Annotated in this window: 23 protein-coding genes; 10 read left to right on the top strand and 13 right to left on the bottom strand. The window is 52.0% G+C overall.

What is annotated here, in order from left to right:
* The first annotated feature begins 469 nt into the window (after positions 1-469).
* Both VB712_RS15175 and VB712_RS15170 read left to right on the top strand, forming a co-directional pair.
* Positions 470-700, top strand: coding sequence for a type II toxin-antitoxin system HicA family toxin (locus VB712_RS15175; protein WP_323256184.1), 231 nt, complete (start codon positions 470-472; stop codon positions 698-700).
* Positions 697-918: a type II toxin-antitoxin system HicB family antitoxin gene (locus VB712_RS15170; RefSeq protein ID WP_323256182.1), complete on the top strand. Its 222-nt coding sequence runs from the start codon at positions 697-699 to the stop codon at positions 916-918. The genes VB712_RS15175 and VB712_RS15170 overlap by 4 nt, the downstream gene beginning before the upstream one ends.
* 10 nt (positions 919-928) lie before the next feature.
* Here VB712_RS15170 and VB712_RS15165 read toward each other — a convergent pair whose 3' ends face one another.
* Positions 929-2,113 (bottom strand): MFS transporter, encoded by a 1,185-nt coding sequence (locus VB712_RS15165; RefSeq protein WP_323256180.1) that lies wholly within the window; start codon positions 2,111-2,113, stop codon positions 929-931.
* A gap of 548 nt (positions 2,114-2,661) precedes the next feature.
* On the opposite strand from VB712_RS15165, the gene nifJ reads away from it, so the two are divergent.
* From nifJ to VB712_RS15150, 3 genes are all read left to right on the top strand, one after another.
* Positions 2,662-6,225: a pyruvate:ferredoxin (flavodoxin) oxidoreductase gene (gene nifJ / locus VB712_RS15160; protein WP_323256178.1), complete on the top strand. Its 3,564-nt coding sequence runs from the start codon at positions 2,662-2,664 to the stop codon at positions 6,223-6,225.
* 176 nt (positions 6,226-6,401) lie between these two features.
* Positions 6,402-7,418: a dihydroorotate dehydrogenase-like protein gene (locus VB712_RS15155; RefSeq protein WP_323256175.1), complete on the top strand. Its 1,017-nt coding sequence runs from the start codon at positions 6,402-6,404 to the stop codon at positions 7,416-7,418.
* 274 nt (positions 7,419-7,692) lie between these two features.
* Positions 7,693-9,213 carry a methyl-accepting chemotaxis protein gene (locus VB712_RS15150; protein ID WP_323256173.1) on the top strand — a complete coding sequence of 507 codons (1,521 nt, stop codon included), beginning with the start codon at positions 7,693-7,695 and terminating at the stop codon, positions 9,211-9,213.
* A gap of 4 nt (positions 9,214-9,217) precedes the next feature.
* Here the strand turns inward: VB712_RS15150 and VB712_RS15145 are convergent, their stop codons facing one another.
* The 9 genes from VB712_RS15145 to VB712_RS15105 all read right to left on the bottom strand — a co-directional run bounded on the left by VB712_RS15145 (position 9,218) and on the right by VB712_RS15105 (position 15,151).
* A complete protein-coding gene (locus tag VB712_RS15145; RefSeq protein ID WP_323256171.1) occupies positions 9,218-9,685 on the bottom strand; it encodes a hypothetical protein in 468 nt (155 codons plus the stop codon).
* Between the two features lie 6 nt (positions 9,686-9,691).
* Positions 9,692-10,507: a hypothetical protein gene (locus tag VB712_RS15140; RefSeq protein WP_323256169.1), complete on the bottom strand. Its 816-nt coding sequence runs from the start codon at positions 10,505-10,507 to the stop codon at positions 9,692-9,694.
* A gap of 101 nt (positions 10,508-10,608) precedes the next feature.
* Entirely contained in the window at positions 10,609-10,737 is a 129-nt protein-coding gene (locus VB712_RS15135; protein WP_323256167.1) for a DUF6760 family protein, read from the bottom strand.
* Positions 10,713-11,063: a hypothetical protein gene (locus VB712_RS15130; RefSeq protein ID WP_323256165.1), complete on the bottom strand. Its 351-nt coding sequence runs from the start codon at positions 11,061-11,063 to the stop codon at positions 10,713-10,715. Before VB712_RS15130 ends, VB712_RS15135 begins: the two co-directional genes overlap by 25 nt.
* 5 nt (positions 11,064-11,068) lie before the next feature.
* Entirely contained in the window at positions 11,069-11,368 is a 300-nt protein-coding gene (locus VB712_RS15125) for a phage tail assembly protein (protein WP_323256163.1), read from the bottom strand.
* 15 nt (positions 11,369-11,383) lie between these two features.
* Positions 11,384-11,893, bottom strand: coding sequence for a phage tail protein (locus tag VB712_RS15120; RefSeq protein ID WP_323256161.1), 510 nt, complete (start codon positions 11,891-11,893; stop codon positions 11,384-11,386).
* Positions 11,894-12,030: 137 nt separating this feature from the next.
* Positions 12,031-12,504 (bottom strand): phage tail protein, encoded by a 474-nt coding sequence (locus VB712_RS15115; protein ID WP_323256159.1) that lies wholly within the window; start codon positions 12,502-12,504, stop codon positions 12,031-12,033.
* Positions 12,505-12,719: 215 nt separating this feature from the next.
* Positions 12,720-13,193, bottom strand: coding sequence for a phage tail protein (locus VB712_RS15110; protein WP_323256157.1), 474 nt, complete (start codon positions 13,191-13,193; stop codon positions 12,720-12,722).
* A 230-nt stretch (positions 13,194-13,423) separates the two neighbouring features.
* Positions 13,424-15,151, bottom strand: a complete 1,728-nt coding sequence (locus VB712_RS15105; RefSeq protein WP_323256155.1) for a phage tail sheath family protein — start codon at positions 15,149-15,151, stop codon at positions 13,424-13,426.
* A 598-nt stretch (positions 15,152-15,749) separates the two neighbouring features.
* On the opposite strand from VB712_RS15105, the gene amt reads away from it, so the two are divergent.
* The 4 genes from amt (at position 15,750) to VB712_RS15085 (ending at position 21,650) form a co-directional block, all read left to right on the top strand.
* Positions 15,750-18,365: an ammonium transporter gene (amt, locus tag VB712_RS15100; protein WP_323256153.1), complete on the top strand. Its 2,616-nt coding sequence runs from the start codon at positions 15,750-15,752 to the stop codon at positions 18,363-18,365.
* A 113-nt stretch (positions 18,366-18,478) separates the two neighbouring features.
* On the top strand, positions 18,479-19,147 hold the full coding sequence (gene ribE, locus VB712_RS15095; RefSeq protein WP_323256151.1) for a riboflavin synthase: 669 nt from the start codon (positions 18,479-18,481) through the stop codon (positions 19,145-19,147).
* 12 nt (positions 19,148-19,159) lie between these two features.
* On the top strand, positions 19,160-19,498 hold the full coding sequence (locus VB712_RS15090) for a DUF565 domain-containing protein (protein WP_323256149.1): 339 nt from the start codon (positions 19,160-19,162) through the stop codon (positions 19,496-19,498).
* Positions 19,461-21,650, top strand: a complete 2,190-nt coding sequence (locus VB712_RS15085) for a recombinase family protein (RefSeq protein WP_323256148.1) — start codon at positions 19,461-19,463, stop codon at positions 21,648-21,650. Before VB712_RS15090 ends, VB712_RS15085 begins: the two co-directional genes overlap by 38 nt.
* A gap of 58 nt (positions 21,651-21,708) precedes the next feature.
* Here VB712_RS15085 and bchM read toward each other — a convergent pair whose 3' ends face one another.
* A complete protein-coding gene (gene bchM, locus VB712_RS15080; RefSeq protein WP_323256146.1) occupies positions 21,709-22,395 on the bottom strand; it encodes a magnesium protoporphyrin IX methyltransferase in 687 nt (228 codons plus the stop codon).
* A 177-nt stretch (positions 22,396-22,572) separates the two neighbouring features.
* On the opposite strand from bchM, the gene VB712_RS15075 reads away from it, so the two are divergent.
* Complete coding sequence (locus VB712_RS15075; RefSeq protein WP_323256144.1) at positions 22,573-23,919, top strand: sensor histidine kinase; 1,347 nt, start codon at positions 22,573-22,575, stop codon at positions 23,917-23,919.
* Here the strand turns inward: VB712_RS15075 and cutA are convergent.
* Positions 23,879-24,202, bottom strand: coding sequence for a divalent-cation tolerance protein CutA (gene cutA, locus VB712_RS15070; protein ID WP_323256142.1), 324 nt, complete (start codon positions 24,200-24,202; stop codon positions 23,879-23,881). The two genes, VB712_RS15075 and cutA, sit on opposite strands and share 41 nt — an antisense overlap.
* Positions 24,203-24,312: 110 nt before the next feature.
* Positions 24,313-25,716 (bottom strand): protein adenylyltransferase SelO, encoded by a 1,404-nt coding sequence (locus VB712_RS15065; protein WP_323256140.1) that lies wholly within the window; start codon positions 25,714-25,716, stop codon positions 24,313-24,315.
* Positions 25,717-25,768 lie beyond the last annotated feature (52 nt).

The following is a 25,768-nucleotide window of genomic DNA, read 5'->3' as shown; positions in this document are numbered from 1 at the left end:
ACGAGTCAAAGCGCCCCTAGACACTCACCCATTGCTGGGATTGTGCTTACGTTTGTTTTTGTCATTGCGCTGCCCTTTGTGAGTCCAACACTCAGCCAGTTCGGTACGCTCCCCATCCTGCCATTACTTGCCTGTGCCTTAGTCTTTCTCGGTCGAAAACGCCGAGGGTGTCTTACTGGCCGGGATTTCTCCGTACTAGGAATGGTTCCACACGTAGTCGGTAATTCCTACTAAGTTCCGCGCTATAGCAATCCGACGTGATTGCTGAACAAAAAGATAACTGAAAGCCTTGCCCAGCAACAATAGTTATTTCATGAATCAAATAGGATTGCTATATATCTGATTTTATCATGACTAGCAGGCTCAAGCCTGCCGCTGCCTTTCATCCCCGGCTTAAAAGCACGGGGTTCTCAGGCGTTTTTCCTATAGGAAGGCAATGGGAAAAAAGGAGAAGCTATTAAGAAGCCTCTTGTCAGGTTCCAAGAATATTCGCTTTGATCAAATGGTGACATTGGTTGAGGCGTTTGGCTTCCGATTATCGCGGGTGCGTGGTAGCCACCACATCTTCGAGCATCCCAACCTCTCAGAAATTCTCAACCTCCAAAATGTCAATGGCCAAGCCAAGCGCTATCAAATTCGCCAATTCTTGACCATTGTCGAACAGCACAATCTTACCCTCGACAATCAAGACGACCCATGAAGGATTACCACATCAATATTTTTTATAGCGAAGAAGATGGCTGCTATGTGGCAGATATCCCAGACCTGAAATTTTGCTCTGCCTTGGGCGAAACCCCTGAAGCTGCCCTCCACGAAGTAATGATTGCTAAAACCGCATGGCTTGAAGCCGTCAAAGCCTCAGGCAAAGCGATTCCAGCACCCACCTATCAACCCGCGATTTATCAAGTCTCTGTTTAACTCGCAACCCTCAACTCGCCGCCGTTTCCTTGCCTTGGCTCATCCCCACACAAACCGCTAGGAGGGAAAGAGCGATCGCCCCCGCTATCCCCTGCACCTGTGCCGTCGTCCCCAAGGATTGGGTCAAGATGCTGAAAAAATTGAAACCGCCCCCCAAAGCCCCAAAATAAATCCCCAAGCCAAACCCCTTCTCTTCCCCCGGCACAAGGTTGAGCACAAAGGGAACCGCACCATTAAGCACCCCACTAAGGGCCACCCCGACGGCCCCTAAGGCAATCACGACCACCGCCCCCTGGGGGAGGAACGCTAAAGCTAATAAACCAAGGGCAACGGCGATCGCCCCCCGCATCATCGTCACCCCATTGCCCCAACGGGTAGCCAGATACCCCACCGGCAAAGCAGCAAGGGCGATGGTGAAACCAAAGGCGGTCATCCCCAGATTTTTCTGATCAGGAGTGAACACTGCCCCCAAAGCCGGGCCTAATGTGCCAAAGCTAAACCGCACACTACAGGCTAGGGAGAGGGCCAAGCCAATGATTAGGACGATCTGTAGGGGTTGGAGCGTGTGAGGGGAAGGCTCAATTTCATCGGGGGAGGCATCAGGTTGGGGGGGAATGGCCCAACGGAGAAAGGCGATCGCCCCCAACAACACCACCGACCCCAACGTAAAGGCAAACCCCGGCCCCAAGCTCAAAATCAACCCAAAGGCCGTAAACCGCAACGCCCCAATCACCTGTTGGGCCAGGGTTAACGCACCAGCAGCAAGGGGCAATTGTAACGGCGGGGCAGCGGTGGCTAATAAGGACATCACCGGACTGCGAAACACCGCCATGGCCGAAGCCCAAGCCAAAGCCACCACAATCAACAACCAAGGGGCAACCCCCCCCCACAACACCACCAACGGAAAACCAATAAAACAAGTCGCCGCCCCCAAGGCCCCCGCCACAATCCAGGGGTAGCGGGTTCCTAAATTGCGCTGGGCGCGATCGCTCATCCGCCCCACGATGGGTTCAATGATCATCTCTAAACCATGCTCAATCAGCAGCAACCTGGCCGCCCATTCCGCCGCCAAGCCCAAACTCTCCAATAACTGGGGCAAATAGAGGGCATACAACACCCACCCCAACGTAATCGCCGCCTGTACCCCCGCCACCCCCAACACCCGCCAGGTACTAATCCGCACTGTACTCGTCATCACACCATTGCCCTCACGCTTTGGCTCCGTTATAACAAGCTTTGCGCCAATCTTCCGAAACCCCAGAGGGCGAAAAATTTTTCGCCCCTAGATCATCGGGCAAAAGCGAAAATTTCCGCTCTCCCTTGCCCATTGCCTGTTCCCTATTGCCCATTCCCCATTTTTTGCTCAAAATGTAAGCAATTGTAATCAATGATTACGATTAATGAAGCCAAAACCAAAGATTAAAAAACGCTAAGTATTTCTGCATTTAAATCCCGTCTAGTGTCATCATGAAAGTATGTTCACCCTATTGTGATAGTCCTCATTGCACCAGGCTTAATCAATTACATTCTTAACCCTTGAACTAAAGAAAACAACATCATTGTTGTTTAATTCCTTACCCCCCTATCCACCGAAAAAAAACAACATCATTGTTGTTTAATTCTTTACCCCCCTATCCACCCGTTTTATTTTGATTGCCATGTAGGGGCGCAAAAATTAAACCTAACTTAACCTTGCGCCCCCCTCTCCAACGTGGCATACACATTCATTCAGCAGGTCTTACCATGACGACCAAAACCTATATCACCCTTGACGGCAACGAAGCCGTTGCACGAGTTGCCTACAAACTTAACGAAGTCATTGCCATTTACCCCATTACCCCCGCTTCTCCGATGGGGGAATGGGCGGATGCTTGGATGAGTGAAGGCCAAACCAACCTATGGGGGACGATCCCCGCTGTCGTGGAAATGCAGGCGGAAGGCGGCGCGGCCGGAACAGTTCACGGCGCACTCCAAACTGGCTCGTTAACGACAACCTTCACGGCTTCCCAGGGGTTGCTGTTGATGGTTCCCAACCTCTACAAGATTGCGGGGGAACTTAGCCCCTGTGTGATCCATGTGGCGGCGCGATCGCTCGCGGCCCAAGGGTTATCGATTTTTGGGGATCACAGCGATGTGATGGCGGCCCGGGCGACGGGGTTTGGTTTGCTCTGCTCGGCTTCGGTGCAGGAAGCGCAGGATCTCGCCCTGGTGGCCCATGCGGTGAGTTTGGAAACCCGAATTCCCTTCCTTCATTTCTTTGATGGGTTCCGCACCTCCCATGAGATTCAAAAAATTGAACCCCTCAGTGACGAGCAGTTGGGGGCAATGATCTCCATGGATTGGGTGTTTGCCCACCGCGATCGCGCCATGACCCCCGATCGCCCCGTCCTGCGGGGTACTGCCCAAAATCCCGACGTTTATTTCCAAGCGCGAGAAAGTGTCAATCCTTTCTATGCCGCTTGCCCTGACCAGGTGCAGGCCGCCATGGATAAGCTGGCCAGTTTGACGGGTCGGGCCTATCAAATTTTTGAATACCACGGCGCACCGGATGCAACGCGGGTGATTGTCTTGATGGGTTCGGGCTGTGAGGCGGTGCATGAAACCGTCGATTACCTCACCGGCCAGGGGGAAAAGGTGGGGGTGCTGAAGGTGCGCCTTTATCGCCCTTGGGATGTGGCGAAATTTGCGGCGGCTTTGCCGGAAACGGTGGCGGCGATCGCCGTTCTGGATCGCACCAAAGAACCCGGTTGTGCTGGGGAACCCCTTTATCAAGATGTGCTGAATGCCTTGGTGGAGGCTTGGGAGGGGACTTTCCCGAAGGTGGTGAGCGGTCGCTATGGCCTCTCCTCGAAGGAATTTAACCCCGCCATGGTCAAGAGCGTTTTTGACAACCTCTCAGCAGCGAAACCGAAAAATCACTTCACGGTGGGGATTAACGATGATGTTACCCACACTTCCCTAGAATACGATGCCAGTTTTTCCACCGAGCCGGATAGCGTCGTGCGGGCAATGTTCTACGGGTTGGGGTCTGATGGTACGGTGGGGGCGAATAAGAACTCGATTAAAATTATCGGTTCTGAAACGGAGAACTATGCCCAGGGTTATTTTGTCTATGACTCGAAAAAATCCGGGGCGGTGACGGTTTCCCATCTCCGGTTTGGCCCCAATTTGATCCGCAGCACCTATTTAATCAATCAGGCCAACTTTATCGCCTGTCATCAGCCAATTTTCCTAGAAAAATTGGATCTGCTCAAAGATGCTGCACCGGGAGCCACGTTCCTGCTCAACACCACCAGCGAACCGGAGGATGTGTGGCGTGAATTGCCCTTGGAAACCCAGGAGCAGATTGTCCGTAAGGGTTTGAAGTTCTACGCTATTAATGCCTATAAGGTGGCCCGCGAGAGTGGTATGGGTGGCCGGATTAATACGGTGATGCAAACCTGTTTCTTTGCCCTGTCGGGGGTGTTGCCCAAGGAAGAGGCGATCGCCCAAATTAAGCACGCCATTGAGAAAACCTATGGCAAGAAGGGGGTGGCGATCGTCGCCATGAACCTCAAGGCAGTGGATAACACCCTCGATAACCTCTTTGAGGTTCCCCTCGGTGTGGCGGATTCCCCCGTTCGCCGTTTGCCCGCTATGGCTCCTGGTGCGCCGGAATTTGTCCGGGATGTGGAGGGTGCAATCCTGGTTAAAGCGGGGGATGATCTCCCGGTGAGTGCTTTGCCCTGCGATGGCACTTACCCCACAGCCACCTCCAAATGGGAAAAACGCAATGTGGCCCAGTTCATCCCCACCTGGGATCCTGATGTTTGTGTGCAGTGTGGCAAATGTATGATGGTTTGCCCCCATGCCACGATTCGCGGCAAGGTCTACAGCCCGGATCAGTTGGGTAATGCACCGGCAACATTTAAAGCCACCGAGAGCCGCGATAAGGATTTCACGGGTCAAAAATTCACGATCCAAGTAGCCCCGGAAGATTGCACCGGCTGCGGCATTTGTGTGGATATTTGCCCCGCGAAAAATAAATCTCAACCCTCCCTCAAGGCGTTGAACATGGCCCCACAGCCCCCCCTGCGGGAGCCGGAACGGGAAAACTGGGATTTCTTCCTCAATTTGCCCAACCCCGATCGCAATGGTTTGAAGCTGAATCAAATCCGGCAGCAACAACTGCAAGAACCGCTGTTTGAGTTCTCCGGAGCCTGTGCTGGTTGTGGGGAAACTCCCTATCTCAAACTGGTGTCGCAATTGTTTGGCGATCGCATGGTGATCGCCAACGCCACCGGCTGCTCCTCCATCTATGGGGGGAATTTGCCTACTACCCCTTGGGCCACCGATGCCCATGGCCGCGGCCCCACTTGGTCTAACTCCCTCTTTGAAGATAATGCCGAGTTTGGCATGGGGTTCCGGGTTTCCTTGGATAAACACGCCAAGTTTGCCGCTGAACTGGTGGCCCAATTGGCCCCAGAAATTGGCGACGATTTAGCCAGTGGTCTGCTCAATACCCAACAGGTGGACGAGGCGGAAATTTGGGAACAACGGGAACGGGTGGCGACGTTGAAACAGCACCTGAGCCGGATGGAAGGGCCAGCAGCGCAACAACTCCTCAGTTTGGCGGATTATCTGGTGAAAAAATCCGTGTGGATTATTGGCGGTGATGGCTGGGCCTATGACATTGGTTACGGCGGTTTGGATCATGTCCTCGCCAGTGGCCGCAATGTCAATGTGTTGGTGATGGATACGGAAGTTTATTCCAATACCGGCGGCCAATCCTCGAAGGCGACCCCACGGGGGGCGGTGGCCAAGTTCGCCGCTGGCGGGAAACCCGCCGCTAAGAAGGATCTGGGCTTAATTGCCATGACCTACGGCAATATCTATGTGGCTTCTGTGGCCATGGGGGCGCGGGATGAGCATACGCTGCGGGCCTTCCTAGAGGCGGAAGCCTACGATGGCCCCTCGCTGATCATTGCCTATTCCCACTGCATCGCCCACGGCATCAATATGCAAACGGCCATGACCCATCAAAAGGCGATCGTCGAAAGTGGCCGGTGGTTGCTCTACCGCTATAACCCGGATCTGGTGGCCCAGGGGCAAAACCCCTTGCAGTTGGATTCCCGCGCTCCGAAAAAACCCGTGAGCGAAACCTTCAACGCCGAAAACCGCTTCAAGATGTTGACGAAAACCAAACCAGCGGAAGCGAAAGTCCTCTGGGCAGAGGCTCAGGAGGATGTAAACACCCGTTGGCAGATGTATCAATATCTCGCAGCGCGACAATTGGCGAACCCAGCGGCCAGCGAATCAGTCGAATAATCCGTTGCAGTTGTGAGTCGTGATGCGGGCCTCACCGCCCGCGTCTTTCTTCGGAAGGAAAGAGCAACGAGAGCAACGCATAGATTGGTGTGAGGGCGAAATATTTTTCGCCCCTACATCCCTAGGGCGAAACATTTTTCGCCCCTACATTCCCTTCCCCCTACCCAAACCTGATCATGGATTTAACCACTACCTACCTCGGTCTGAATCTCAAATCCCCCCTCGTTCCCTCGGCGGCGGCTCCTTTGAGTGAGAACCTCGATGATATTAAACGCTTGGAAGATGCGGGGGCGGCGGCGATCGTTCTCCATAGCATTTTTGAAGAGCAATTGGAGCAAGAACAGCATGAATTGCACCATCACCTCAGCTATGGGACGGATAGTTTTGCCGAAGCGTTGAGCTATTTCCCTGAACCGGAAACGTTCCATGTGGGGGCGCAAACCTATTTAGAGCATATTCAACAGGCTAAGGCGATGACGGAAATTCCGATTATTGCTTCCCTTAATGGTTCGACCTTAGGGGGCTGGACGGAATTTGCCCAACAGATGCAGGAGGCGGGGGCTGATGCCATTGAGTTAAATATTTACAATATCCCGACAAACCCGGAACAATCGGGGGCGGAGGTGGAGGCGGAATATGTGGCGATCGCCCAAGCCGTCAAATCCGCTGTCACGATCCCCGTGGCCATCAAGCTCAGTCCCTTTTTCACCAACATGGCCTATATGGCCAAACAGTTAGATCACACGGGCATTGATGGCTTGGTGTTGTTTAACCGTTTTTATCAGCCAGATATTGATATCGATGAATTGGTAGTCCGCCCCAATATTCTCCTCAGTACGCCCCAGGCGATGCGTTTGCCGATGCGGTGGATTGCGCTGCTGTTTGGACGGATTAATGCGGATTTAGCGGCAACCAGCGGGGTTAGCCACGGCCGGGATGCGATTAAACTGCTGATGGCGGGGGCGAAAATTACGCAGGTTTGTTCGGTGCTGTTGCGCCATGGTATTCCTTATTTGAGTACGTTAGAAACGGAAATGCGTCATTGGATGGAGGAGCATGAATACGAATCGGTGCGGCAAATGCAGGGGAGTATGAGTCAGATTAATTGCCCCGATGAAAGTGCTTTTGAGCGGGTGCAGTATATGAAAGGTATCCAGTCTTACCATCCTGATGCGTTAAGCATGATTTCCTAGGGGAGGGAGTGGACTAAATTCCGCACTACGAACTAGGTTTATAGGGGTCTTCAGGAAATAGGGTGAAATTGGCTCGATTGGATGCTGGGCATGAGGGCGAAAAATTTTTCGCCCCGACAAGGTTTCAATTTAAATACATTTAGCTTATCACCTTAAATTGTGAAGACCCGTTTGTAGTAACGACTTTAGTCGTTATTTTTTTCACATCTGGGGGGGAATTCTACCGCAGTTGATCTGCACAAAAACCCATCTTTTCGGTTAGGAGTTTAGGACAATGAGTAATTCACAATCTAGGGTTCGCCTGGGTCATTTTAAAATTGGCACCAGGTTGGGTTTGGGGTTTGGGGTGATGGTGGCAACTGTCTTTGGGGTGAGTGTGTACACCATTGGCAATATGAGTTATTTGGCAGAGTTGACGGAGAAGCTTTATTACCATCCTTACACTGTCAGTACTTCAGTTTTAAAAGCCAGGGTGGGAATTTTGACGATGCATCGTGGTATTAAGGATGTGGTTTTGGCCATGAATCCCCAAGAGTTAGATGTGGCTGTGGCCCTCATTGAGGAGCAGGAAGCGGAGGTGTATGAGCAATTTGCAATCATTGAGGAACGTTTTTTAGGAGATCAAGCGGATGTGGCCGCCGCTAAGGCGATTTTTGAGGACTGGCAGCCGATTCGTAACCAAGTCATCGCCCTCAAACGGGCGGGCAATAATGCCGGGGCAGCCCAGATCACCAGTCGTAATGGCCGGGGTGGGCAGCAAACCCAGTTAATTTTTGCGGAGATGGATAAGATCGCCGACTTTGCCGATAATCGCGCCACGCTGTTTATGGAGGAGGCCCAAGCCTCGCGAAATCTAGCGTTGCAAATGACCTGGGGGGTGGTGAGTTTGGCGGTATTGGGGACGATTGGGGTGGCGATCGCCATTACCCGATCCATTGTTCTCCCCCTCCAACAAACCGTCCAACTCCATAATCGACTTTCTGAAGGGGCGCTCAATCTCCATATTGATGCTGAAAGTGAGGATGAGGTGGGGCAGTTGCTCCGGTCTTTAGCTCATATGGTGGGGACGTTTCAGAAAATTGTCCGCCAAGTGCAAACCACAGCCGAGGCGATTACCGCCGGGAGTCAGGGGATGAGTAGCAGTGCCGTACAAATGTCCTCAGGGGCCACGGAACAGGCCACCGCCGCCCAAGAGGCTTCGGTGGCGATTACAAAGATGACCGATGAAATGCGCCAAACAGCCGAGCGGGCCAATTCCACCCAAGCGATCGCCCAAAAGGTGGCCTTCGATGCTGAAGCCACCGGAAAAGCAATGCAAGCAGCGGTGGCGGCGATGACCGCCATTAGTCAACGGATTACGCTCATTGAAGACATTGCCACCCAAACCAATATGTTGGCCCTCAATGCCAGTATTGAAGCGGTGCGATCGCAGGACAATACCAATGGCTTTGGCGTGGTGGCGATCGAAATTCGCAAACTCGCTGAACACACCCGCAAAGCCGCCTTAGAAATTAATCAGCTATCCCACAGCAGTTTAAAAAGCGTCCAAACCGCCGGTCAAATGCTCGATCAATTAGTGCCTAGCATTCGTGAAACCTCAGACCAGATCGAGTTCATCGCACTTTCTAATCAGGAGCAACTCCAAGGCTCTAACCAAATCCAACAAGCCATCCAACAATTGGAACAGGTAATGCAGCAAAACAACCGCATGGCAGCCCATCTGTCGCAAATTTCCACCAACTTAGCGGAGCAGTCCCATTCCCTGCAATCGGGGGTGGCGTTCTTCCAAGCTTAATCCCTTAACGATCTGGGCCCTCGTATTCCCAGATTACCCCCCCAGTTTGCCGGAGCATGATTTGGGTGGATAAAGCATAGGAAATTGCGCCAATTTCAGAAACATGGGGAATATGTTGGGTTTGAATGGCCAGCAGTTCTAAGCGTCGCGCCAATTCCACATTGGGCTGAGGGGAATTGAGGACAGTTTGGCTAAAGGTACTGATCCAATTCACCCAATCGGTGACAGTGGCGCGATCGCCCACCTGCTGAAAAAACTTTTCCACCCGTTGGGTTTGCCAACCATGGGCCACACCCTCCAACAGTTGATTAAACATAAACTCATAATCCGTTGCCGTCAGAGGTTGCAGAGTCGCCACCACTTCAGGCAGCGTGACGCTCTCCACCCGTTGAGGCAATTGAGGCGATTTGCCCCATAACCGTTGCCACCATCGTTTCAGCCGTTCCAGCCAATGCCAGAGGGATTGCCACATAGTCAATCAATACTCCGAATCACGAATCAGAGCAGACAAACTATAACGACGGCGAATGTCCAATTGATCCACTAAATTAAGGCTGTCATCAGGGGGAAGGGGCATTTCATCCAGGGGAGTGAGTTCCTCCGGTGCCAAAATTGTGACCCGGGGCTGTCCTGTTGGTGGCAAGCCTTGATGCACCGGAGGGGAGAAAGATTGTTTTTGGGCAACACGGGGAGCAGGGGACGCAGCCACCCTTGGCCGGGAAGCAGCCATGGCCCGTTCTGACTGGCCCATGGGTTGAACCGGAGGCCTTTGGGTAGGAGGGAGAATCAGCCGTTTAGGGGGGGTTAGGGGTCGGGGGGGTTGAGCCGGTAAAGCCACCGGAGCCGAGCGGAGAATCCAGGTAATCACAAAGGAAAGAGAGCCACAACCCACAGTTAATAACACCAGCAATCCTAACGGAAAGGGTGTTTGCTCCGATGGCCGTTCTCCAGAGGGGATAGGGGTGGCAATGGGGGTGATAGGTGCGCGATGGTCTTCGACCGGGCTTTGCCCATCGCGAATCGCCGCAGGCTCAGGAATAACCTTTAACGCCACATCATCTTCGCCAATCATCCGATCTTCGGGGCGAAGGGGTAATTCATCCTCTAAACCAATGGGTTCGGGTAACACCGCCTCCGGTTTTCCTGGACTGAGCAAGCTCAAGGTTGCCAATACAGTGGCAGACACAGAAACTAGCCATACCCCACTCCACAGCAATGCCGGGAGCCAAGCACGGGCAGCCTGGAGGAGGAGTGGCTTGGATTGACGGGAGTCATTGGGGGGGGAATCTACCATTGAGAAAGTCCAGAAGCAGGGGGATTGAAGACGACTCGCTTATTATAGGGGACATCTCCGGGATCTGTTGCTTGGCGGGGCAATGAATTGCGCAAAGCACCTCACTCCACCTGATGGCTAATTTCCGCCACCCAAAGCCGCCGTTCTTGATGACCAAGGGCAAGAATATCATCCCGCGACCAATGAAAATGGAGGGCAATATAGGCTACCTCTTGGTAAAGTTGCTCCAAAGGGTAGCCGATAATTCCCCCATGCTGGCCCTTGCTCCATCCTCTTGATTGATCAGGTGATAAACCCATTGCAAATAGAGCATATCCCGGAGAAATAAACTTTCTAAATCTGTGGGCGTGACTATTGTCCAATGTCCCAAGGTTGTAATCACCTGAGAGAGTAATACAAAGGGCAAATAGAGGGGATCTGCCACCACGCGGGGATCACTTTGGGCGATTAATTCATCTAAACCCGTGGTGGGGCGAATGGTTCCAGTTTGGAGTAATTCCCCCTCTGGGGTTAACCATCCTTTGGGGAGCGTAAAAGTGGATTCACGTAACAACATGATGCCTAACCCTCCTCTTCCAATTCATTAATTTGCCGGTAAAAGGTTTGGAGATAGTTTAAATCAGCGGCAAACAGTTCTTCAATCACCATCGGTGTAATTTCATCCAATGCGCCTAAGCGGATAATCACCCGGGAGAGAATAATCACCGTTGCATAGGCGGGGTTGCCCTTCACCCTCGGATCCCGCATGGGAACGATTTCATCCATGGCCCGGGCCAAACGCATCACCCCAGTCCGGTGGAGATTGCCATCGGGGTCTAGGTAGCCTTTGGGAAGGGTAAATTCAAACTCGGTTTCAATCATTTTTAAGAAGCAACCTTAAGAAGCAACGCGATAAAACTGAGCCACGGTGAGTTCTAACTCCTCAATATTGAGTTCATTCCCGTCGGCACTGAGGTCGCCAATGGTGTAGCCACTGGGCCAGGCTCCGCGAAACCGGAACCGGGCTTGCTCAATGTGGGCTTGGTCGTAGATGGTGATATCGCCGTCTCGGAATTGATCATTCCAGTTGCCGTTTTCAACGGCAATAAACCATTGCCAGAGGGTGTTGGAGTTAGTGAGGCCACGCTTGAGGGTAATTGTATCGCTCTTGGCATTGCCGGGGAGGACGGTGCGGCGGACGCGGCCATAGGTGGCGACTCCTTTTTTACCCCATTTTTGGGGGGTGACTTCGGCAATTTCGATGACTTCGAGCGATCGCTTCAACCCCTGGCATTCCTTGAAAAAAGCGTCAATCTCCTGCTGCCCGTAGAGAGACAATTCAATATAAAACTTACTATTGGTGAGGATTTCCGGTAATTTGCCCAGTTTAACGGTTTTTCTTGCCATGGTGGTTCATCCCTCCAGGTGAAAGATAAAAATAAGACAACAAGGGCAAAGATACCCTTGTTGTAGTTGACCTACTCCCCCATTTAAAAAACGGGGGCTTTACGCATCATGCATCGTAAAGGGGTTGAAGTTTTTATTTACTTAATCCGGTGCAAGCCTTCATAGGCAAACTCAATGGTTTCCACATAAAGTTCAGCACTATCTGGACTAAACTGCGTCCCAGAATACTTAACCGGAAAAACACCTGTCATCTGCCATTCTGCTGCTGGCTCACCCCCTTGGTTATAGAGGGTGACAGTTGCAGCCTTGCGTTCCCCTTTTTTCGCCGAACCGCCACCACTAATCTCCCGTGAGTGGGATTCATCCCACCAATCAAAGAGACGTTTATCATCGGCAGTTCCGACAAAAGATACAGTAATATTGGAGTTACTAACTCCAGTCACCGTCGCTTGGACAAAACTTTTACCATCTTTCGTAACACCATAGGAGCTATCTGAGCCGGCTACTTCTAATGTCGTAGTAATACCACTCACGCTCTTTACAATTAAGTCTTCAAACCCTTCAATGGTAATGTAGAATTTTGAATTTGCCAGTAGTTCGCCTTTTGCCATGATTCTGACTCCCAGTACAGTATGCCAATCTGAAAAAATTGCCCGCTCAAGATTTTTAAAAACCTTGGCTGAAAATATCGCCAGCTAATGTGATGATTGAAGTTGGGCCGGGTAGCTTAGTTATTTAGACAGGACACTTTGCTACAAAGATCATGAGCAAAGAGGATCGCTAGCTCTCTTCTACCTGCCTCAATTGCCACCCGTGAGCAAGAGTCCTATGAAGTTCTTTGAATATCCTCACAAACGATTTCAAAGGTTTCTTTGACAAACTCACTACCGTCGGCGGAAAGATCTGAAAGACTATAACTTTTAACCCAAGCGTTGGTAATCTTCCATTGCATGACAACTTCGTCCATGCTGTTGTAAACCGTCAGCGTGCCATCTTTACGGCTTTCTTTCCACTTCCCTTCACCCCCTTCACTCTTAGGCATGGTGGATTTCATCCAGTTATACCAATCCATATCACCTTCAGCGATATAGGTTTCCACTGAAAAATCGGGGTTATCGGTAAAACCGGCGGAAGTACTCTGCCAAAGGGTTTTGCCCCCTTTGGTAGAGGCTAGTGGTTTTTCATGACCGGTGGTTTTGCCTTCAAAGGAAAACTCTCCCACACTGGCAATCATTTTTTCTTCTAGACCATTAAATTCCAGATAGTATCGACTAGTGGGAATTGGATTTAAATCTGGCATCACAGCCTCCTTCTAAACACTGACTACAGCAAGATCCAACAAACACAAATAAGTGAAAACGTGGCAAAGTCACCGACAATTTGGGGGGGAGTTGCCAAGGAAGGGCGATCGCAACACATCAAAGCCATTCCAACCATTAAGGCTAGAGATTCCCCCTTCTCCCCAAATCATGGGGAAAAATAGGGGGGTATCAACTTAAACCATTGCGATTCACCCAGGGGAGATCAAGATCAGCCTCCCGGTGCCCATTGGCTAACGCGGAAGATCACAAATTCAGCCGGTCGCACCGGGCAGACTCCCACCTCAACATAGAGGCGACCCATCATCATCGTTTCATGGGTGTTTAATTCCCCATCGCACTTCACATAGAAGGATTCCGCAGGCGATCCCCCTTGTAAAGCACCGGCCCGCCAGAGGCCTTCCAGGAAGTTACTTACGGTACGAGTGACCCGCGACCACAGATCCGTATCATTGGGTTCAAAGACCACCCACTGCGTCCCGATTTCAATGGATTTCTCCACATAGCTCATCAAACGGCGCACACTGATATAACGCCATTGGATATTGGTGGGATCAACCAGGGTACGCGCACCCCAAATTAAGTAACCTCGGTTGTAGTTGGCGAAGTTACGAATGCAGTTAATACCTTTGGGGTTAAGCAGTTCCTGTTCACGCATATTGGTGTCATAGGCCAAGCCCAGCACACCCCGAGGGGCTTCATTCGCAGGGGCCTTGAAGATACCGCGAGAACCATCCACGCGACACCACACCCCCATCATGTGACCGGAAGGCGGCACATGGAGCGGCCGGCCGGCATTGGCCGGGTTAGCCACTTTAATCCAGGGGTAGTAAAGCGCACCAAACATCGAGCGACGGTTAAAGGCGGTGAGCCATGCGTCCACGTCCTGGGGTTTTTGCTCTTCGGGGGCAACAGGGCCGGGGCCTTTACCGGGTTTGACCGGCGGCGGATCCACCACAGCCATGCGGTAGGGCGGCCCAGGGAAAGAATTTTCACAGAGGCTGACCATCATTTCCATCACGCCATGGACTTGATCGAGATCCAAAATGCCGGTTTGGAACAAGAGCATCAAATCCGGGAAGGCGAGCATGGCGATTTCGTCCACCTCAAACATCCCCTGCATCCCTTTTTTGTCGTTGCGGCTGCCTGCGATGTCACGGGTGGCATTGCCTAAGGGAGAAATGTAGGGGGGAGGGGCGATTTCAAACAGGCCATTGGCGGGCCGGCGAGAAAGGGCTTGACCGCTGACGGAGATATCGGTGAGGGTGACATATTCCGATTCAGCAACGGCGGTGACGACGTAATCGGCAACGGCGGCATCGACTTCCGGATTCATGCTGAGGTTGTTATACTCTTCCAGCACGTTGTCCCCAAGGACAACTCTGAGATCGAAGAACTGCCCATCATCAATGGGGGGATCAGCTTCGGGGTCTTCAGGGGGTTTGGGGGTGCTTTCGGTGATCACCACCCGGAGACGGGGGCCATCGGCGGGAACAATTGCGCCTTCTTCACTTACGGCCAAGTTCAAGGCGAGGGAGGGTTTACCGCCAGCGGTCATCACTGGGGTGGCGGTTTCTTCCGGAGGAGGTGGGGGAGAGCCGGGCAGTTTTGTGCCAATGCTCGTGACCCAACAGCGACCGCCACCATTGAGGAACCAACCCTGAACCGCAAAGGGTAAATAGGGGTAGTGGGTGGTTTCGGTGCCGTCTTCGCCAACGTGCTTAAATTCGGTAAACCCGTCTGAGCCAGGCTTGCCAAAATACTCTAGGTATTGGTCGAAGTTGGTGATCATAATCGGCTTGAAGAGTTCGGCATCGCCGCGCACTTCTTCGGTAAACCCGATAAATCCAGCGACACTGAGGCTGACTCCCTCAATGGGGCGACTACCACGGTCAACTTCTTCGACGTAGACACCAGGTGCAAAATAATCCAAGGCCATGGGTGGCTATCCTCCGTCTGGAATTAGCAATCATTTCAGTGCTCTTTAGGGTTGCTAAAGAATCTGCTGAGGTGGAATGGGGTGTTGCGTCTTGAGGCCCGCATGGGGCTGTATTCCACCCCGCTACGCTACGGTTGAGTAAGTTTAAGGGTTGGAATGAAAAGACTTATTCGGGTTTAGCGTAATCCACGAAGGGGGTAGAGGGTTATTAGACTTTGGTCTAAATGTTGGGAAAACCGAACCTGGGATGGGTGGGTTGAGGGGGAGGGCGCGATCGCCCCCATCGCCCCCATCGCCCCCAAGAGTCTTGCCTCCCCTGTGGGGGAAATTCCGGATCCTGCGGACGACGCAGAGAAGAACGAAGCCAAGCTGAAAAAATGGCCCCAAGGCTTGATCATTTTCCTCCTGAGAACAAGGAGGAAATATTTTGTTGTTAAAAAAAAGGGGGAGGCGATCGCCTCCTGAATCGCCCCCGGTATTTTTCGAGATCCTGTTAAGATTTGCGGCCAAAACCAAAAGTAATGTATAAAAAATCACAATTCTTTCTAAACACAAGCGACACAATGGGAAAAAATCCGTGAGCACCTTTGCAAAACCAGTGACCGATATTCTGTGGATCATTGTTTCAGCCGGGTTAGTCTTCCTGATGCAACCCGGCTTCATGTGTCTTGAATGTGGGCTAACCCGTTCCAAAAATAACATCAACGTTGCGGTTAAAAACCTGGCAGACTTTGGGATTTCAGTCGCCCTCTTTTGGGGATTTGGCTATGCTTTGATGTTTGGCATCAGCCGCTTAGGTCTGTGGGGCAACTCTGGATTTTTGCTCGACTTTAACGGCAATGATCACAACGCCACATTTTTTCTCTTCCAGATGATGTTTTGCAGCACTGCCACCACCATCGTTTCTGGGGCAGTGGCAGAGCGCCTCAAATTTCAAGCCTATCTCGTCATTTCTGCCATTTCCTCCGGTCTGATTTACCCCATCTATGGCCATTGGGTGTGGAACGGAGCCGATCAAGGGCAAGTCTTGGGCTGGTTAGGACAACTGGGATTTACAGATTTTGCAGGCTCTAGCGTCGTTCATAGCGTCGGCGGTTGGATTAGCCTCGCCACCTTGCTCGTCGTTGGCCCCCGCCTCGGCCGCTTCCCCAAGGACAAATCCTCCCAAACCATCCAAGGCTCTAATCTACCCATGTCCGTCCTGGGGGCAATGCTGCTGTGGTTTGGTTGGTTAGGGTTTAATGGCGGCAGCACCTTCGCCCTCAATGCCCAAGTCCCAGTCATCATTGTCAACACCGTCATTGGTGGAGCAGGGGGGATGATTACCGCAGCGGTAATCGGCTGGCAACGACGAAAACTGCCCAAAGTGGAACTCTTGATCAATGGTTCCATTGCCGGATTGGTGGCGGTTACAGCCGCCTGTAATATCCTCAGCACACCCCTGGCCTTCATTACGGGCAGTATTGGGGCAGCGGTGATGATCTTCACCATGTATCTCCTCAATCGTTGGCAAATTGATGATGCGGTCGATGCCATACCTGTTCATGCTGGGGCAGGGCTGTGGGGAACCTTAGCGGTGGGGGTGTTTGGTAATTTAGATTTAATCGGCAACGGGTTAAGTCGCTGGCAACAAATTGGCATACAGCTATTGGGGATTGGCACAGGATTTCTGTGGGCGTTTGGGTTGACATTTATCATTCTCTGGCAAATCAATCGGCTCTTTCCGCTGCGGGTTTCCAGTGTTGATGAGGAGCGGGGGCTGAATGTATCTGAGCATGATGCCAAAACTGAGCTTTATGATTTGTTTGAGGTGATGGAATACCAAGCCCGCACCAAGGATCTGACGGCGCGAGTTCCGGTAACGCTCTTTACAGAAGTGGGCCATATTGCGACCCGTTATAACCAAGTGATGACCGCGATGGAAGAGGCGGTCACGCGCACGCGGGCGATTATCACCACCGCCACCGATGCGATTATCACGTTTAATACCACAACGTTAGAAATTATTTCTGCTAATCCCAGTGCCGAGCGGGTGTTTCAATATCCTAATCACCAGTTACCTGGCCTTTCAATTATGAAACTGATCGGCTGGTCTACGGAAACCCTGAGCGATCGCTCCACCCTGATTAAACGCCTTCTCGATAATGGCCCCCAGGAAGTGATCGGCCATCGGGCCGATGGTTCGATTTTTCCCGTTGAAGTGACGCTCACCAAAGCCAACTTGGGCCCCCGGTCTTTTTTTACGGGTACGTTTCGCGACATTACCGAGCGCAAGCAGGCCGAAGAGGCCCTGCGCCACAAACAACACAGCGAAAAACTGCAACGCACCCTCAACGAACTCCAACAGGCCCAAACCCACTTGATCCAAAGTGAAAAAATGTCCAGTGTGGGGCAGATGGTGGCGGGGGTGGCCCACGAAATTAACAACCCGGTGAATTTTATTTCTGGCAATTTGGTCTATGCTAAAAATTACACAAAAGATCTATTGCGGTTGATCGAAGCCTATCAAGCAGAATTTCCCGATATTTCTGAAGATTTGGAAAATCTGATTGAGGATGTGGAATTAGACTTTCTTAAGGAAGATTTACCTAAGCTTCAGGATTCTTTGGTATTGGGGGCAGAGCGGATTCAGGAAATTGTTCAATCGCTGCGTACCTTTTCCCGTCTTGATGAAGCGGAAGTGAAGCAGGTGGATCTCCATGAGGGGATTGAAAGCACGTTGATGATTTTGCATAATCGCCTCAAGTCGGCTATTCCAAAGTTAGAATATCCCATCGCCGTGGTGAAGGACTATGCCAACTTGCCTCCGGTGGAATGCTATGCAGGGCAGCTTAATCAGGTGTTTATGAATTTGCTCAGTAATGCCATTGATGCTTTAGAGGAATCTTGGCAGCGGGGGAAGTTTGTCAAGGATGAGCATCCGACGATTTGGATTTATACGCAGATTATTCACGGGGAATGGGTGCGAATTCGGGTGTTAGATAATGGCATTGGCATTAAGCCGGATTCGGCCTCGAAGTTGTTTGATCCCTTTTTCACGACAAAGGATGTGGGCAAGGGGACAGGGTTAGGGTTATCGATTAGCTATCAGGTGGTGGTGGAGCGTCATAAAGGCAAGATGTATTGCAATTCTGAGGTGGGCCAGGGGGCGGAGTTTGTGGTGGAGATTCCGATTGTGCAATGCCCAACAAGGGCGATCGCCTCCTCTGATTGATAATAACGACTAAAGTCGTTACTATGAACAATATTTGAAGTTTGTAGTGAGGACTTTAGTCCTCATCCTAGCCAAAATCCGTTAATCTGAGGAGCAGTCCCCTCTAAAACCCTATGTTTACCGGATTAGTACAGGCCCTCGGCCAGGTGGAAACTGCTGGCCCGACGCAATTAAAGATTCAGATCTGTGAGCCGGATGGGGGCTTACTTGAGGGTTTGGCCCTGGGGGATAGTGTGGCGGTGGATGGGGTGTGTTTGACGGTGGAAAGCCAGGGAAATCAAGGGTTTATCGCCACGGTTTCCCCGGAAACCGTCGATCGCACCTGTTTGGGGCAACGGAGTAAAACCAGAACGCCGGTCAATTTAGAACCCTCGCTGCGGGTGGGGGGGAAGATGGGCGGTCATTTTGTGACGGGCCATGTGGATGGGGTGGGAGAGTTGCAATCGGTGTTGATGATGGCTGGGGCTTGGGAAATGACCTTTGGCCCAGTGGCGGATTTTTGGGAACAATGGGAAGGGGCGATCGCCCCCTACCTCGTCAACAAAGGCAGCATTGCCGTCAATGGCATCAGCCTCACCATTGCCCGATGCGATCGCCACAGTTTCACCGTCGCCGTCATTCCCCACACCTATGCCCATACCAATTTAGCCCACCTTACCCCCGGCAATTGGGTCAACCTCGAAGGGGATATCCTCGGAAAATATGTGGAAAAATTCCTCACCGGCCACCGAGGAGAAGCCCCGTTAAGCCTCGATTTTCTCACTGAACATGGTTATCGCTAATCAGGTAGGATCATGCAAGAAACACGCTTAAACCAACTGTTAAACAATGCGGGCGATCGCGCTACCCAATGGGCCAACAACCCTTGGCGGCGGCTGTCTTTGGTGCTGTTGGCCTTACTTTTTGGGTTTTTCTTGGCCAATGGCATTGCCACCACCGCCGGCCAATTGGCCTATTGGGATGTTTCCCTCTCTGCGCTCTGCGTTGTTTTAATTGAAATCGTCAACCGCCTCGCCTATGGCCTCTCCCGCCAACGCACCCGGCCGGGGGTGTTGTGGGGGGATATTCTCAACGCCCTCAAATTGGGGTTTATTTATGGATTTATCCTCGAAGCCTTCAAATTGGGATCTTGAGCGATCGCCTTTACGCTGCCCCTCCCGATGGATTACCGGCCCCAGTCGCAGCGGCAAAACCCGTCGGTTGATTCAGGTGTTCGAGCAGGGGTTAAGCCCTGGCCATCCCCAAGGGGGCGGGGTTCGTGCCGTTGTGCCGATTACACCAGCGGTGTTAATCCTCACCGCCAATACGACGAATCAGCGGGATTTGAGCGATCGCCTTTTCCTCGAAGTGGGTTGTCGCGATCCCTTGGTGTTTAAAACCCCCAGTGGCTTCATCATTGATGAGGTGTTTTTATTCTGGCCGCTGATTTTCCAAGCCCTCCAGCTTAAGGCACAATTTCCCCTCCGCCTCCGCCCGGAAACGGAGCAGGAGCTAGCCACAACCCTTTGGCAGCGGGAACTGGATGATCTGGGTTTGGATACTGCGGGGGTGATGGAATATCGGTTTGTGCGGGATACATTAGATCTGTTGCAATTGGCCGGGGCGGGTGGCTTTGCCCCAGCAGAGATTGCCCCCCGGTTAAGCCAGGGATTAGCGGGGGATACTTGGGAAACGAAACCGGAAATGAGCGAAAAACGGGGGGATCTCCTCCACCATTGGCAACAGTGGTGTTTAGAAAGGGGCTTGCTCAGTTATGGCTTAATTTATGATCTCTATGGTCGTTATTTATTGGGCGATCGCCATTATCAGCGCCAACTTTTGCGCCGCTACCGGGGCATCTTTGCCGATGATGTGGATGATTATCCGGCCCTGATGGCGGATTTCTTGCAAACTGCCCTCACGGCTGAAATCCCCTGTGTGGTGACGTTCAACCCCAACGGCCAAAATCGTTTGGGGCTGAATGCTGATCCCTATGCCCTCGCCCAAATTCAAAGCACCTTTGCCCATTGTGAAACCCTGGCCACCGCTGGCGGTTTGGGGGAAACCCTCACGCCGATCATGATGAAGGTGATTCAATCGCCCTCGGAACTCATACCCCTGCCGCCCATGGTGGAATTGTTACAGATCTGCCGAGGGGAAGAGGAACCGGAATTTTTACCCATTTCCCGCGCTGCCCTACTGCGGGCTACAGCAGAGCGGCTGATCAAAGCAGTGAAACAGGAGGGCATTGCCCCCGGTGACATTGCTGTGATTGGGCCGGGGTTAGATGCGATCGCCCGTTATACGCTGATGGAAATCCTCAAAAAACAGGATATTGCCGTTGAACCCCTCAATGAACAGCGGCCCCTGATTACCTCCCCGTTGGTGCGGGCATTGTTAACGCTGTTAACCCTGGTGTATCCCGGTTTAGGGGCATTGATTGATCGCGATCGCCTCGCGGAAATGCTCGTCGTCTTGAGCGATCGCCAACCGGGCCAAATTCCCCCCACCGCCATTGATCCCGTCCGGGCGGGCCTCCTCTCCGATCACTGCTACCACTTCGATCCCCAACACCCCCGCCTCCTCCCCGTCACCGACTATCCCCGCTGGGATCGCTTTGGCCATCAAGTGGTGACGGCCTACAATCGGATCCGGGATTGGCTTGAAAGTCAAACCCAACAGATTCAAGAGAGCGCCCCCCATCCCCCCATCCCCCCCGTCGTTTTAAACGCAGCCATTGAGCAGTTTTTTAACAAAACCCGCACCCTTTCCTATGGAGAATTGGCAGTATTGCGGGGTTTAATGGAAACCGCCCAACATTTTTGGGAGGTGGATACGCGCCTACGGCAAAACGAAGGAGTGCAGCGATCGCCCCTGGAAACCCTCAGCCAATTTATTCAACTCCTCCGGCGCGGCACAATCACCGCCAACGCCTACCCCGCCCACCGGGAAACCGGCGAAAACGCCGTCCTCTTAGCCACCATTTATCAATACCGGAATTTGAGGCGATCGCACCGCTGGCATTTTTGGCTGGATGTTGGCTCCAACCTCTGGCAATCCGGGGGAGCCACCGACCTCTTCGCCCACCACTGCTTTTTGCGGGAAAATCCCGGCCGGCCCTGGACAGCAGAGGAACAAACGGAACGGCAAACCGCCAAACTAACCCGCGTCCTTGCCGATCTCACCGCCCGCATTGAAGAACGCTTAATCCTTTGCCACAGCGAATTAGCCGTGAATGGCATGGAGCAGCGGGGGCCGCTTTCGCCATTGATCGATGCGGCCCAAATCCAGGGCGTTTTGAATTAAGGAGGGGAGGGCGAAAGATTTTTGTGCCTCCGGCAGGCTTACGCCAACGCCCCTAGGGTTAATGGCGTACCGCTTCAATCAGTTGGGAAAAATAAAAACTGGTGCTCGTTAGGCTCGATCGCTCAATGTGGAAACCATGATCAATCAAGATCGTGATCACATCTACCGCCCGATGAAGATAGGCCCGCGTCGTCTTGCTGGGGCCGGGGAAAAATTCCCCCACCTTTTTGAGTAACGTCAGGCCAAAGGTTTTCGGGGCAAAACTGAGGATCAGCCGAGATGTTGCTAAATCTGCCAAATGACCAATCATCTGCTCAATATCTTCCTGGGGATAGTGGATTAAAACATCCAAACAGATCACCGTATGATAGTTGCCCTGAATCGCCTCAAGATCCCGTACTTCAAGGGTCAAATTCTCAGGATGCTTCAGCGTTGCCGCTGCTCTTTCCTGGGCTTCTTCCACCATTTTGCTGGAAATATCACTGGCATAAACCTTGGCCCCTGCGGCGGCGAGGGGTAAACTCAAACTGCCCACCCCACAACCTGCATCACAGATTGTCAAGTTTGCTACATTGCCATCGCTATTTAACCACCCTAAAACCTTATCAATGGTCTGTTGATGGCCGCTCCGGATATCCAACTGTACCCGGTTCACCTCCCCATCCCCATAGATCCGCCGCCAGCGGTCAAATCCTTGGGTATTAAAATAGTCTTTAACAATGGTTTTATCATCAAGAGCAGTCATAGAAACTTTAGTCCACAGGTCAGGGTCACGGATAATTAATTTATCAGGTCTGTGGTGAGGCTGCGTAAATTCGTGAAAATGCTCCGGATTTCTCAGCCGCCAAGCCGAACTGAGTCAATGATGTTGACCTGATTGCTGTGCTCTTGATCGCCTTATTCACCTCTGCACCTTTGCCGCATGTCTAAGCCTGTCATTCTTTGCATTGCCTCTGCCCATGAAACGCGCCAACAGTTCCAGGCGCATCTCCAGGATGATTATGGTGATGATTATCATTTAGCCACTGTGGGGGATTATGACAGTGCCTTGGTGCAGTTGAAAAGGCTCCGGGCCGGCGGTAGCGAAATTATTGCCCTGCTCTGTGAATACCAGCAACCAACAGCGGCGACTGCCCTCAAAACCCTCGATCAACAGTTTCCCGCTGTGGTGAAAATCCTCCTCGTCACCCCAGAGGCAGACCTCCACGCCGACCCCTGGCTGATTAGCCATCATTCCACCCGCTACCTCTATCACCCTTGGCAACCCCAGGATCTCCGCCTCACGCTCAAAGCCACCATCGAGCATTATCACCAACGGCAACAGATTCAACAACAGCAACAGATGTTGGATGCCCTCCAGTTGCAAAATGCCCAATTATTAAACACATTACAGGAATCTAAACAAACGATTTTGAAATCCCAAGCCCAACTGTTAGAGCAGGATAAAATGGCGGTTTTGGGGCAAATGGTGGCGGGGATTACCCATGAAATTAATAATCCAGTGAGCTTTATTGCCGGTAGCTTAAAATATGGCCGGGAATATTTAGATGATATTATTAGTGTCCTCCGCCTCTATCAAGAATATTATCCAGAACCTCATAATAATATTGTTGAAAAGATCCAGGAAGTGGACTTTAACTATTTATTAGAAGATTTTGCAAATTTGTTCGATGCGATGCAAGAGGGGACGGATCTGCTGCGGCAGATTAGCACCTCGGCGCGGGTGTTTTCTCGCTCTGACCGGGAGCAGAAGATTGAATTTGATCTCCATAAAATTATCAATAGTGCCTTGATGCTGCTGAAGCACCGCCTCAAGGCGAATATGAGCCGGCCCGCCATTGAAGTGGTGCGGCAATATGCAGAATTGCCGATGGTGCGCTGTTATCCGGGGCAATTAAGTCAGGTATTTTTAAATATTTTAGCCAATGCCATTGATGCCTTTGAGGAGCATAATAAGGATCGATCCTATGATGAGCTAGAACTCCATCCCAATCAAATTACAATTATTTCCGAATGTCCGCCGGATGCTGATTTTGTCCGGATTGTGATTCGGGATAATGCGGGGGGGATTGAAGATGCGGTGCATGCGCGAATTTTTGACACGTTGTTTACGACGAAAACGGTGGGGAAAGGGACGGGGTTAGGCTTGCCGATTTGTCAGCAAATTATTGAATCCCAGCATCGGGGCCAGTTGCGATCGCTCAATTGCTGGCATGAGGGAATGCAGTTTACGATTGAGCTACCCCTAGAGGGGAAATTTCTCGGTTGAGCCAGTCTAAAAAGCCAGGATTAACCCCTGTCGGTTCGAGTTCAACAATACAGTTTGTGTAGTCAATATGGGCGCGGATCACGGCTTCGAGGCGATCGCGATAACCGGCTTGGGTTTTGATGATCAGCACGGTTTCCGGCTCAGTGCGAATTTCCCCCTCCCAACGGTAAGCACAATGGATCGGAAACCAGTTAGTACAGAGGGCGAGGTTGGCCCTGAGCAGGGCGCGGCTAATTGCTTCGGCTTCGGCGGCGGTGTTGAGGGTGACGTAGTAGAGGCGCATGGGCAGAAGGGGAGAATGGGGGCGATCGCACATCGCCTTTGATTATTAACTAAAATTAGCCAAAAAGTCACAATGCCATTTTTGCAAAGAGTATGGATCTCAGGATAGGACTATTGCTGAAGTTGGGCAACTAAATCCTGAAAGGGTTGCCAATTATCCTCTTGGGCGATCGCCTCCCAAACCGATTCAATCACTGGCCTTAATAGCACTGTTTGCGGATTCGCTGCCGTTAATTGGGCGGCAACAGTGGCCATCGTTTCCGGGGCAAGTTCATTCAGGGCTTGATGATAGAGCATCGCCCAATCCTGCCAAGGTTCTCCCAAAGCCATCGCCTCACGAATTAACCCCCCATCTCCCCGCCAAGCTGGATCAAAACAGTGGGCCAATGTGGCGAAAAATTCCCCATAACCGGCTTGGGTTTGGATCAAAGTTCCGAGGGTGACTTTCAATAAATCGGTGGTTAAGTCCCCCATGAGCGTTGTAAAACCGAGACGTTTGAGGATCAAGCCCTCATAGGTTCTGTAGTAATGCTGATCAAAGGTGGCTAATCCCGCTTCTAGATCCGCCTTCGCCATGATCAACGCCAAGGGAACTTGTAATAACTCCAAATTGAGCCGACAGATCCCCGGTTGATTGCCATAGGCATAGCGGCCGCTGTAGTCGAAATAGGCAGCGGTAAAGGTGCGATCGTAGGTGGGAATAAAGGCATAGGGGCCATAATCGAAACTTTCCCCCGTGAGCGACATATTATCGGTGTTTAACACACCATGACAGAATCCCGCCGCCATCCATTGTGCCGCCAATTGTGCCGTCCGCTCCACCAGTTGAGCATAAAATTGGGGGAGGCGATCGCTCCCCTGGGGATCAATTTCTGGATAATAAACAGCAATGAGATGATCCAATACAGGACTGATTAAATCCGGCCGTTGCAAATAATGGAGGCGCTCCAACGTGCCAAATCGCAAATGAGAACGACTCATGCGGATCATCACCGAGGCGCGGGTGGGGGAAGGCTCATCGCCTCGCCAAAGTTGTTCCCCCGTTTCAATCAAACTCAAACAGCGGGAAGTGGTCACACCCAATTGATGCAGGGCTTCAGCGGCAAGAACTTCCCGCACGCCCCCCTTGAGGGTGAGCCGACCATCAGCAGTACGGGAATAGGGAGTCCGCCCCGATCCCTTTGTCCCAAAATAATAGAGGCCCCCATCCACCCCCCGCACCTGACCATAAAGAAAGCCCCGCCCATCCCCCAGTTGCGGGTTATACTGCCCAAACTGATAGCCGTGATACCGCAGAGCAAGGAAGGGGCGCACCCCCTGAAAATGGCCAAAGGCTTCAATAAAATCATCATCGCCCACCTTTTGGGGGTCAAGTCCTAGGCGTGGTAGGAGCCGGTCATTGCGAAACCGTAGGGTGTGTTGGGGGAAGGTGGCCGCCGCTACAACATCATAATAATCATCCCCTAAATTTTCTAAAAGGGTTTCGTAGGGGAGGGTGAGCAAGGGGTTAGCCATGAAGGGAAGAGTCTGCGCTATGGTTGATCTTTAACTATTCTAAAGAGCTAGG

It is taken from the genome of Spirulina sp. CCNP1310, assembly GCF_034932185.1.
In the GTDB taxonomy this organism is placed as follows: Bacteria; Cyanobacteriota; Cyanobacteriia; order Cyanobacteriales; family Spirulinaceae; genus Spirulina.
The sequence above is the reverse complement of the archived record's forward strand: the minus strand, read 5'-3'. Positions and strand labels throughout refer to the sequence as shown.

Excerpts from the sequence above, each read along its gene's own strand:
- VB712_RS15120 (WP_323256161.1), bottom strand. The coding sequence starts at position 11,893 with ATGGCAAGAAAAACCGTTAAACTGGGCAAATTACCGGAAATCCTCACC.
- VB712_RS15145 (WP_323256171.1), bottom strand. The coding sequence starts at position 9,685 with ATGTGGCAATCCCTCTGGCATTGGCTGGAACGGCTGAAACGATGGTGG.
- VB712_RS15155 (WP_323256175.1), top strand. The coding sequence starts at position 6,402 with ATGGATTTAACCACTACCTACCTCGGTCTGAATCTCAAATCCCCCCTC.
- VB712_RS15140 (WP_323256169.1), bottom strand. The coding sequence starts at position 10,507 with ATGGTAGATTCCCCCCCCAATGACTCCCGTCAATCCAAGCCACTCCTC.
- nifJ (WP_323256178.1), top strand. The coding sequence starts at position 2,662 with ATGACGACCAAAACCTATATCACCCTTGACGGCAACGAAGCCGTTGCA.
- bchM (WP_323256146.1), bottom strand. The coding sequence starts at position 22,395 with ATGACTGCTCTTGATGATAAAACCATTGTTAAAGACTATTTTAATACC.
- VB712_RS15115 (WP_323256159.1), bottom strand. The coding sequence starts at position 12,504 with ATGGCAAAAGGCGAACTACTGGCAAATTCAAAATTCTACATTACCATT.
- VB712_RS15090 (WP_323256149.1), top strand. The coding sequence starts at position 19,160 with ATGCAAGAAACACGCTTAAACCAACTGTTAAACAATGCGGGCGATCGC.
- VB712_RS15065 (WP_323256140.1), bottom strand. The coding sequence starts at position 25,716 with ATGGCTAACCCCTTGCTCACCCTCCCCTACGAAACCCTTTTAGAAAAT.
- VB712_RS15125 (WP_323256163.1), bottom strand. The coding sequence starts at position 11,368 with ATGATTGAAACCGAGTTTGAATTTACCCTTCCCAAAGGCTACCTAGAC.
- VB712_RS15165 (WP_323256180.1), bottom strand. The coding sequence starts at position 2,113 with ATGACGAGTACAGTGCGGATTAGTACCTGGCGGGTGTTGGGGGTGGCG.
- VB712_RS15150 (WP_323256173.1), top strand. The coding sequence starts at position 7,693 with ATGAGTAATTCACAATCTAGGGTTCGCCTGGGTCATTTTAAAATTGGC.
- VB712_RS15130 (WP_323256165.1), bottom strand. The coding sequence starts at position 11,063 with ATGTTGTTACGTGAATCCACTTTTACGCTCCCCAAAGGATGGTTAACC.
- VB712_RS15105 (WP_323256155.1), bottom strand. The coding sequence starts at position 15,151 with ATGGCCTTGGATTATTTTGCACCTGGTGTCTACGTCGAAGAAGTTGAC.
- VB712_RS15085 (WP_323256148.1), top strand. The coding sequence starts at position 19,461 with ATGGATTTATCCTCGAAGCCTTCAAATTGGGATCTTGAGCGATCGCCT.
- cutA (WP_323256142.1), bottom strand. The coding sequence starts at position 24,202 with ATGCGCCTCTACTACGTCACCCTCAACACCGCCGCCGAAGCCGAAGCA.
- VB712_RS15075 (WP_323256144.1), top strand. The coding sequence starts at position 22,573 with ATGTCTAAGCCTGTCATTCTTTGCATTGCCTCTGCCCATGAAACGCGC.
- ribE (WP_323256151.1), top strand. The coding sequence starts at position 18,479 with ATGTTTACCGGATTAGTACAGGCCCTCGGCCAGGTGGAAACTGCTGGC.
- VB712_RS15110 (WP_323256157.1), bottom strand. The coding sequence starts at position 13,193 with ATGCCAGATTTAAATCCAATTCCCACTAGTCGATACTATCTGGAATTT.
- VB712_RS15170 (WP_323256182.1), top strand. The coding sequence starts at position 697 with ATGAAGGATTACCACATCAATATTTTTTATAGCGAAGAAGATGGCTGC.